This is a genomic window from Streptomyces sp. H39-C1 (assembly GCF_027158125.1).
Taxonomy (GTDB): Bacteria; Actinomycetota; Actinomycetes; order Streptomycetales; family Streptomycetaceae; genus Actinacidiphila; species Actinacidiphila fildesensis.
On sequence record NZ_JAPVLS010000208.1, the window covers coordinates 1 to 3776 of the forward strand.

At 73.0% G+C, this 3776-nt stretch carries 3 protein-coding genes and 1 pseudogene; 2 read left to right on the top strand and 2 right to left on the bottom strand.

From position 1 onward, the window contains the following. Nucleotides 1-1441, top strand: a 1441-nt coding sequence (locus O3W51_RS47495) for an ABC transporter permease (RefSeq protein ID WP_269290277.1), incomplete at its 5' end; no start/stop codon positions are given. A gap of 144 nt (nucleotides 1442-1585) precedes the next feature. Next, a complete protein-coding gene (locus O3W51_RS47500) occupies nucleotides 1586-2278 on the top strand; it encodes a ribonuclease H family protein (protein WP_138354419.1) in 693 nt (230 codons plus the stop codon). Nucleotides 2279-2301: 23 nt separating this feature from the next. On the opposite strand, the gene O3W51_RS47505 is transcribed toward O3W51_RS47500, so the two are convergent. Beyond that, complete coding sequence (locus O3W51_RS47505) at nucleotides 2302-3552, bottom strand: vWA domain-containing protein (RefSeq protein ID WP_198357575.1); 1251 nt, start codon at nucleotides 3550-3552, stop codon at nucleotides 2302-2304. Then, nucleotides 3549-3776, bottom strand: a pseudogene (locus O3W51_RS47510) (AAA family ATPase); the annotation flags it as partial. The gene O3W51_RS47505 and the pseudogene O3W51_RS47510, both read right to left, overlap by 4 nt.

The following is a 3776-nucleotide window of genomic DNA, read 5'->3' on the forward strand; positions in this document are numbered from 1 at the left end:
GGGCGTCGTCCTCGGCAATCTGCTGGCGATCCCGGTCATGAGCATCGAGGGCAGCGCCTACGGCACCGGGACCATGACGGTCGCCCCGTGGATCGACATCGCCGTGCCCGCCGTCGCCCTCGCCGCGGTCGTCGCCACCGCGCTGGCCCCCGCCCAGCGTGCCGGGCGGCTGCGTACGGTCGAGGCGATCGCCGTCGGCCGGGCCCCGCGGGCCGGGCGCGGGCGGGTGGTCCGGCAGCTGCTCGGCCGGCTGCCGCTGCCGCGTCCGGTGAGCCTGGGCCTGGCCAACCCCTTCGCCCGTCCCGGGCGGTCGGGCACGATGGCCGCGGCCGTGATCTTCGGAACGGTCGGAGTCACTTTCGGCGTCGGGCTCGCCCTGTCGCTCAACGGCATCGAGAGCGGCCTCAACCAGCGAACGGCCGGCGACGTCCTCGTCCGGACCATGGGTGCGCCCCCCGACGACGCCGGAGGGGACGCGGGACCGAACAGGGCCGGGAACGGGCCTCCGGCCCTGGCCGATCCCGCCGCGATCGCCGCGAAGATCGGCGCGCAATCGGGGACCCGGCGATATTTCAGCACCGGTGAGACCAAGGTCGGCGTCGCGGGGCTCGCCGGCCGGACGACCGTGATCTCGTACCAGGGCGCCTCGTCCTGGGGCTCGTACCGGATGATCTCCGGATCCTGGTTCGACGGCCGCGGCCAGGCGGTCGTCCCGTCCGGCTTCCTCAACGCCACCGGGACCCACGTCGGGGACACCATCACCCTGACCGACAAGGGCCGCAACGCCCCGGTACGGATCGTCGGCGAGGCCCTCGACCTGCGGGACGAAGGGATGAGCATCCTGACCGACAACGCGTCCCTGGCCGGACTCGGCGCCGTCGTCGCCCCGGAGTCGGTCGAGTTCCACATCGACCTCGCGCCGGGTACCGACCCGCAGGGCTATCTGCGATCGCTCAACACCGCCCTGAAGCCGCTGGGCATCACCGCCGTACGCAACTCCACACAGACGAGCAGCACGGTGATCGCCATGGACACGCTGGCCGCGATGCTCACCCTGATGCTGGTCGCGGTGGCGGGCTTGGGCGTACTGAACACGGTCGTCCTCGACACCCGCGAACGCGTCCATGACTTCGGGGTGTTCAAGGCGCTCGGCATGTCGCCGAGGCAGACGATCACGATGGTCATCACCTCGGTCGCCGGGATCGGACTCGTCGCCGGTGTGGCCGGGGTCCCGATCGGCATCGCGCTGCACGACTACGTGCTGCCGGTGATGGGTGACGCCGCCGGTACGAGGTTCCCGGCGCAGGACCTCGCGGTCTACCACCTTCCCGTGCTGGTCCCGCTCCTCCTGGGCGGACTGGTCATCGCGACCGCGGGCGCACTTCTCCCCGCCGGATGGGCGGCCGGGACCCGCACCGCGACGGCGCTGCGCACCGAGTAGCCGGCTACGGGCGGGAGGATCCGGAACGCCGTGTCGTCCCTCCGGGACGGGCCGGGTCGGCGGGGCCCTGGCGGGGAGGGCCCCGGCCGGCCGGCCGTATGCGCCGTGCTCAGCGGGTGGCGGAACACCTGACATCATCAGGGGATGGAACGCGTTATTGGAGCATGTGACGGAGCCGCCAAGGGGAACCCGGGCCCGGCGGCGTGGGCCTTCGTGGTCGCGGACGCCCAGGGACGGCCGCAGCGCTGGCAGGCGGGGCCGCTGGGACACTCGACGAACAACGTCGGTGAGCTGACGGCACTGGAGCAGCTGCTGACCGCGACGGATCCGGCCGTGCCCCTGGAGGTCCGGCTGGACTCCACCTATACCCGTGACGCCGCAACCAAGTGGCTGGTCGCCTGGAAGAAGAACGGCTGGAAGACGGCCGCCGGGAAGCCGGTGGCGAACCGGGAGATCATTCAGCGCATCGACGCCCTGCTGGCCGGCCGCGACGTCGAATTCGTGTACGTTCCCGCGCACCAGGTGAACGGTGATCCGCTCAACGCGATCGCCGACAAAGCCGCCAGCGACGCCGCGATCAGCCAGCAGCCGAGCAGCGGAACCGGCGCCGAACTCCCCGTGCCGGATGCCGTGACCCAGGCCCCGGACGGCGCTCGCTCCGGTCGCAAGGCCGCCGCGTCGAAGCCGCGGACCGGCAAGGCCTCGTCCGGCACGATCGAGGCGAGGTACCCCGGACGGTGCCACTGCTCCGGCTCCTACGCCAAGGGCGAGTTGATCGCCAAGGTGGCGGGCGGCTGGGGTCACGCCGCCTGCGCGGAGGCGGCGGGCAGAAGCTGAGCGCGGCGGGGCTCACCGGGACGTCACGCGGACCCGATGTTCACCACGCGTGCCCAGTCGGGCGGAGAGCCCGGTACATAGTCGGGATCGTCCTGCCGGGCCCAGGACCGGGCTGAACGCTGCCGGGGGAACAGACCCACTACCGTCCGGCACGGCGGCCGTGAGCTCGGCCAGGGTGTCTGCCCGTCGGTCAGGACCACGATGACGTCCGGCCGGGACTGCGCCCGGAGCGCCTTGGCGAAGCCCGAGCGCAGATCCGTCCCCCCGCCGCCCATCAGCGGGATTCCCTCGCCCTGGCAGAGCGGGTGCACGATGCGGGCCGCCGCGTCGCACGGCACCACGGTGATCAGGTCACGACGGCCGCCCACGGCACGGGAGATGGCGGCGACCTCGAGGAGCGCGCTGCCCAGCTCGGCGTCACTGACCGAACCGGACGTGTCGATGACCACGGAGACCCGGGGCGGTCTGCACCGGAGGCTCGGCAGCACGGTGCCGGGCACCCCGGCCGAGCGCCGCGACGGCCGGCCGTAGCTGTAGTCCTCGCCCGCGCCGGAACTGGAGGCGGCCGAGCGGACCGCCGCGCCCAGCAACTCCCGCCACGGCTGCGGCGGGTGGAACACCTCCTCCGCCCACCGTTTCCACCCCTTCGGGGCGTTCCCCGGACGGCCGTTGATGCCCTCCGCCACCCGGAACCGGACCGCGTCCCGCTCCTGCTCGCTGAGTCCGTGCGCGCCGTCCGGTCCCAGGTCCCACTCCCGGTCCAGCCCGTCGGCGCCACTGCCGCAGTCCAGCCAGGCCGCGGCCAGGGTGAGCGGCCCGAGGCTGAACCGGGGCAGATAGTCCTCCATGAGCTTGCCTTCCGGCAGCCCCAAGGAGACCGGTTCGACAGCACCTTCGGGCCGGACCAGTCCGTCACCGAACGCGTCGTCGTTGATCTCGCAGTCCGCGGCGATGTTCATCCGCAGCCGTTCCCCCGGGCCGGTGAGTCCCTGTTCCCGCGCGACCCGGTCGCTGCGCCCGTGGTGGTCGCGCAGGAGGTGCGAGACCTCGTGCACCCATACCCCTGCCAGCTCCTCCACCGGCGTCCGGTCCACGAATCCCGGCGAGACGTAGCACCGCCAGTGCCGGTCGACGGCCATGGTCGGTACCCGTTGCGACTCGACGGGGTGCAGGGCGAACAGGGCGGTCGCCAGGTACGGCCGGGCCCGGGCGGCGTGCAGCCGGGCCGTGAAGAGCTTGTCGAGGTCCAGGGTCCCCGCTGTGTCCGGGATCATCGGCCTGCCTTCGTGGTGACCGAGGCCCGGGCCGCCGCCTGGTCCGCCCGCCGGGACATGGTCACCGCTCCGGCGAGCCCCTCGATCGACGCCGGAACGTCCCAGTCCGCGCGGCGCAGCGACGCGAGGGTGGTCGCGGGGTCGACCACCAGGTCCGGGGCCCCGGTCTCCACCGCCCGGGCCAGGAGCTCCCATGCCGCGTTCCAGCGGGACTTCTCGGGACG